At 74.2% G+C, this 5,763-nt stretch carries 3 protein-coding genes; 2 read left to right on the forward strand and 1 reads right to left on the reverse strand.

Going from position 1 to position 5,763, the window contains the following annotated elements:
- Both CCR87_RS01830 and CCR87_RS01835 read left to right on the forward strand, forming a co-directional pair.
- Positions 1-2,183: peptidase domain-containing ABC transporter (locus CCR87_RS01830; RefSeq protein WP_201155622.1), on the forward strand; the 2,183-nt coding region annotated here is incomplete at its 5' end.
- 37 nt (positions 2,184-2,220) lie between these two features.
- Positions 2,221-3,570, forward strand: a complete 1,350-nt coding sequence (locus CCR87_RS01835) for an HlyD family type I secretion periplasmic adaptor subunit (protein ID WP_201155623.1) — start codon at positions 2,221-2,223, stop codon at positions 3,568-3,570.
- 125 nt (positions 3,571-3,695) lie between these two features.
- On the opposite strand, the gene CCR87_RS01840 is transcribed toward CCR87_RS01835, so the two are convergent.
- The coding region (locus CCR87_RS01840) for a YbcC family protein (protein WP_201155624.1) at positions 3,696-5,763 on the reverse strand (2,068 nt) is incomplete at its 5' end.

The raw sequence follows: 5,763 nt of genomic DNA on the forward strand, positions 1-5,763 counted from the left end.
GCATGACCGCCGCACAGGTCGCCATCGCGCCCCCGTCCGGCTGGGGGGCGGACGCATCGCCCGACACCGACGCCGCGCGCACGGCCGCCATCGCCGCCAGCCTTGGCGCACTGGCCGAGGGCTGCGCCCTGGCGCGCGCGCTGGGGCCGTTGCTGGCCGCGCTGGGCTGGGACGGCCCGCCGCGCACCCTGGCCGAGGCGCTGCCGCATTTCGAGGATCGGCTTGACCTTGTGGCCCTGCGCGATGTGATGGCGCTGCTGGGGTATGCCTCGACCGTGCTCCCGGACACCCGCGCCGACCGCATCGACGCGCGGCTGATGCCGGCGCTCATGCTGCCGCGCGATGGCCGCGCCCTCGTGCTGCTGGGCCCCGGCGGTCCCCGCAGAGAGGTTCGGGTCCATGATCCCGCGCTGGATGGGCCCGCCCGGCGGCATGCCCGGCACCTCAGGGGCGACATCTGCCTGTTCGAGCGGATCGAGGGCACGGGCGACGCCCGCGCCGCCGCCGAGGCCGGTCGCTGGGTCGGGTTCGTGATGGCGCGGTTCCGGGGTCTTTATGCGCGCGTCGCGGCGCTGACGTTCCTTATCTATCTGCTGGCGGTGGCGCCGGCGCTGTTCATCATGGCGCTCTATGATCGGGTGATCCCGGCAGGGTCGCTGCCGACGCTGGTGTCGCTGCTGGTCGGCGTCGCGGTCGCCCTGCTGGGTGAGGCGGTGTTGCGCAGCCTGCGTGGGCGCATGCTGGCGCGGCTGGGCGCGCGGATCACGCTGTTGCTGTCGGGGGGGGTGTTTGCGCATCTGCTCGCGCTGCCGGTGGCGATCAGCGAGCGGATGCGCATGGGGGCGCGGGTGCAACGTCTGCGCCAGTCCGAGGGGGTGCGCGACGCGCTGGCGGGCTCGGCCGCGATCACGGTGATCGAACTGCCGTTCGCGGCGGTGTTCCTGGCGGCGCTGGCGCTGCTGGGCGGGACACTGGCGCTGGTGCCGCTGGCGGCGGTCGGGGTGTATGGGCTGGCCGCGCTGGTGCTTGCGCCGGCGCTGCGGGGTGCGGCGGCCGCGCAAGCGCAGACCGCCATGGCGCGTCAGGACTTCCTGTTCGAGGCGATCGCGCATGGCGAGGACATCCGCCTGGCCGGTGCCGCCCCGCGCTGGCGCGCGCGGTTTCGCATGCTGTCGGGGGCGGCCGCGCATGCGGGCCACCGCGCGCAGACGCTCGCGGCGCTGGTGACGGCGGTGGGGCAGATCGTGATGGTTTCTGCGGGGTTGCTGACGGTCGGCCTCGGCGCGCTGGCGATGATGGAGGGGGCGCTGTCGATGGGGGCGCTGATCGCGATCATGACGCTGACATGGCGCGCGCTGGCCCCGATCCAGGCGGCGTTCGTGCTGCTGACCCGGTTCGATCAGCTGCGCGGCACCATCGCCAGCATCGACCGCGCCATGAAGACCCCGCCGGAGGGCTGCGCCACGACCCGGCGCGGCGACATCGCACCGCTGCGCGCCGGAGGGCTCAGCCTCGTGCGCGTGTCGTTCAAGTACGCGGCCGAGCTTGATCCGGCGGCGATGGCGATTTCCGCCGAGATCGCGCCGGGCGAGATCATCGCGATCACCGGCCCGAACGGGGCGGGCAAGTCCACGCTGCTGAAGCTGCTGCTTGGCCTGCACGCCCCGCAGGCCGGCACCATCGTCATCGACGGCATCGACACGCGCCAGCATGCGCCCGTCGCGCTGCGCCAGGCGATCGGCTATGTGCCGCAGGAGTTCGAGCTGTTCTTCGGCACGGTCGAGCAGAACCTGCGCCTGTCGATGCCGACCGCCACCCCGCAACAGATCGACGCCGCGATCCGGCGCGCCGGGATCGGGGGGCTGATCCGCCGCCTGCCGGGCGGGCTTGCGCACCGCGTCGGGGACGGGCGCAGCGGCCAGGTGTCCTCCAGCCTCGTGAACGGGTTGGGGCTGGCGGCGGCCTATCTGCGCGAACCCCGGCTGCTGCTTCTGGACGAGGCGATCGACAACCTCGATCCCGATCTGACGGCGGTGTTTCACGACCAGCTTGCGGAGTTCCGCGGCGCCGTGACGACGCTGATGGTCACCCACCGGCCCGCGACGATGCGGCTGGCCGACCGGGTGATCGTCCTGAACGGCGGCAGCGTCGTGCGGGCCGCCCCGCCCGCGGCGCTGATGTGACCCGCCGCCCCCGGAGCGCCCCGCAGGAGGATCGCGCATGACCACCCTTGTCCACCCGCACCCCGCCCCAGGCCGCGGCCGCCGGTCGCGCGGCGATGCGCTGCTGGCGCATGCCACCTTGCTGGAGGAACGCGCGGCGCCCGCGCTGCTGCGCTGGACGGCGGTGGCGGTGCTGGCGCTCGTGCTGGCGTTCCTTGCATGGGCCGCCCTTGCGCCGCTGAGCGAGCTTGTCCGCGCCGAGGGCGAGGTGGAGGCGCGCGTGCCGCTGCAACGCGTACAGCATCTGGAGGGCGGCATCGTGGCCGAGCTGCTGGTCACCGACGGCCAGCAGGTGCGGGCCGACGAGCCGATCCTGCGCCTGGATACCCGCGCGCTGATGGCCGAGCATGCGCAGTTGCAGGTGCGCGCCCGCGCCCTCGCGCTGGATCTGGAGCGGCTGGAGGCGCTGCTGTCCGGGCGCCCGCCCAGGTTCGACGCGGTCGATGGGGCCACGCCGGCGATGCTCGCTGCCCAGACCGCCCTGTTCGAGGGCCAGCGCAGCGCCGAGGCGACGCGCCGCTCGGTGCTGGACAGCCAGATCGCCACGGCCCGCGCCGGGATTGTCAACCTCGACCGGCTGCTTGGCGATGCCCGGCTTCGGCTTGCGATGGTCGAGGAGGAACGTGGCATGCGCCGGGATCTTGCGCGCACCGGCGTGCACTCGCGCATGCATGTGATCGAGGTCGACCTGCGCCACAGCAGTGCCGAAAGCGAGGTGCGCCGCCTCGAGGGGGAGGGCGAGCGTCTGGCGCGCAGCATCGCGGAGACCGGGCAGCGCCTGGCGGAACTGGCCGCGCACAGCCGCGCCGACCACCTGAGCCAGCGCGCCGTCGCGCTGCGTGAGGCGGCCGAGCTGCAGGAGGCGATGGCGCGGCTGGAGGATCGGATCACGCGCACCGTGGTGCGGGCGCCCACCGCCGGCGTGGTTCTGGTGGCATTCGCCGGGACGGTGGGCGGCGTGATCGCCCCCGGCGCAGACGTGGCCCGCATCGCCCCCGACGGCACCACCATGCGCATCCGCGCCCGCATCGCCCCCGGCGACATCGGGATGGTCGCGGCGGGCGACACCGTCCGCCTGCGCTTTCCGGCCTTCGACTTTGCCCAGCTCGCGCCCCTTGCCGGTCGGGTGGAGGCGATCCTTCCGGGCCTTGCCGCGGATGCGACCGGGCGGCCACACTACACCGCGTTCATCCGCCTCGAGGAAGACAGCACGCTCGGGGGGGCCGGGTTGCAGCTGTTGCCCGGCATGGCGGCGCAGGTCGACATCGTGGTCGGTGACAGGACATTGCTGGATTACCTGTTCCGCCCGCTGCGGCACATGCGCGAGCGGCTGTTCACCCAGCCCTGAGCGGTGCTGCCCGGCGGGGCGCGGTGGCGCGCGGCACGGCAGGCGCGCGCTGCGGGTGGCGTGATTGCGCAGCACCCGCCCTCGGGCCCGATGAAGGGCCGGAGGGGGGCCTCCGGCCCGGGCCGTCATGAGGCCGCGCGGGCAAGGCCCGGATCGGCCTGCCACGAAAGTCCGGGCCGGTAGCGGGCCGCGATCCGCCCCCCCTCCAGCGCGAACAGGTGCAGCCACCCGTTGTCGAACAGCGCGCGGACCTGCGGGTGCCGGTCCAGGATGGCGGTCATGGCGGGCTGTGGCGCCTCGATCAGCACCGACAGCCGCAACGGCTCGTGGACCAGCTGCGCGCCGTCATGCACCGTCTGCCACGGCAGGCCCGGCCGCAGGATCCCGCCGTTGCCCTGCACGACCCCGATGCCGCCGGTGACATTGTGGATCAGCTTGTTGCCGCCGCCAAAGGCCGTGGGGGCGACGGCCGAGCCGTAGTATTGCAGGCTGATCCAGCTGGCCACGACCACTGGCGCAGTCAGGATCAGCTCCAGCGTGCCGAAGCCGTGATCGGCCTGCCAGTCATAGCTGTGCAGGAACGCCCGGCCCTGAAGGTCGGTCCCGGCCGTCACCGCGCGCGGTGCTGCGATGAAGGCCGCACACCCGGCCAGACCCCATTCGGGGCGGACCTCGGCCCAGTCCAGCGCGCGGGCGGGGATCGTCTCGGCCGTGGCGCCGGGCAGGCGCGCGGCGCGTTCCACCCGTGCCAGCCGCGCGGCCCGCGCCAGCCAGTCCCGTGCCGTCGCCAGATCCTCGGCATGCCCCGGCATCGGCGCGTCGCGATACAGGGTCACCGCATCGGTGGTGGTGTCGTGCAGCCCGGCCACGAACACCGTGTCGTCCGGCAGCGTGATCCCCAGCGCAGGCAGCCCCGCGCGCGTCTCGGGATCGTTGAGCAGCGCGGCCAGCAGCCGGGCCGACACCTCGCCGGTCTGTCCGCCGCAGGCGCCGCAGTGATAGGCGCTTTCGTGCGGATTGTTGGTGACGCGCGCGCCATGGCCCAGCAGCAGAACCAGCCGTGCGTGACCGGTGGTCAGGCTCATGGCCTTCAGCACCGCCGCGCCGGTCGCGGCCTTGGCGTCGGCCGACAGGCCGCCCTCGATCCGGGGGGCCGGGTCGGGGGCTGCGGGCTGCGTCAGGCCAAGCGCGTCGCGCACCAGCTTGGCGCCATAGAGCGGCCCCGCCGCCTCGACAAAGGCGAACGAGGACACCGCCGCCTGCCGGAACCGGCCCCAGGCGCGGCGGGTGCGCGCGGCGATGCGGATGGCGTCCTCCCGTGCCGGGTCGGCGTGGGCGGTCGAGGTCAGCCCCGGTGTCAGCAGCACCGGCAGATGCGCGGCGGTGTCGTCGGTGCCCTGGGCACGGTGGGCCAGCGGCAGCCCGAAGAAGCCGGCGAACCCCAGCGTCTCGATCCCCGGATCGAGGCCTTCGAGTGCGCGCCGGAACACCTCGGAGCGCACGTCGATGCAGAACGCGGCCTGCAAGGCGGGACGCCCCTGCGCCACCGCGGGCCCGGTCAGCAGCGCGCCGAGGCGGCGCTGGTGGGCGCGCTCGGCGGCCTCCTGGAGGAGGGCGTCGAGGACATGCTCGGAGGTCGGCACGAGCGGTTCGGCATGGGCCGCGACGGTCTGCGTCCAGTCGTGGGCGACCTGCGGGGCATGGGCCAGCAGCGCCTCTTCCCAGATCAGCCGGATCGCCAGCAGATCGGTGAGCGTGGCATCGGTGTCGCCGTGCAGCTCGGCCTGCCACAGCAGCCAGCGGGCGTGCTGGGCCCAGCCGCCGAGATCCATCAGCAGCCGGTGCAGCGCGGTGGGCGCGGCGGCGTCGGACAGCGCCAGCGCCTCGGCGGCGCGCAGGATCGCGCGTTCGGCGGTGTCGGGGGCGGCGGCGACATGGGCGCAGAACCCGCCCAGCCCGGCGATTTCGGGGGTCAGGTCATGGGTAGCCCATTCGCGCCAGGCGGCAAAGGCGCCCCGACCCGGGGCAGGGGACCACAGCGCCTGTCCCCGGTCGAACCGGCCCGCGGCCCACAATCCGACGCTGCGCGCGATCACCGCCGGCCAGTCGGTGCCGGTGGCGCGGGCGGCCAGCCGGGCAACCGTCGGCAGGGCCTCGGGGGTGGGGGCAGGGGCGGCCAGCCGCGCCCGCAGG

Source organism: Rhodobaculum claviforme, from assembly GCF_016653255.1.
Classification (GTDB): domain Bacteria; phylum Pseudomonadota; class Alphaproteobacteria; order Rhodobacterales; family Rhodobacteraceae; genus Rhodobaculum; species Rhodobaculum claviforme.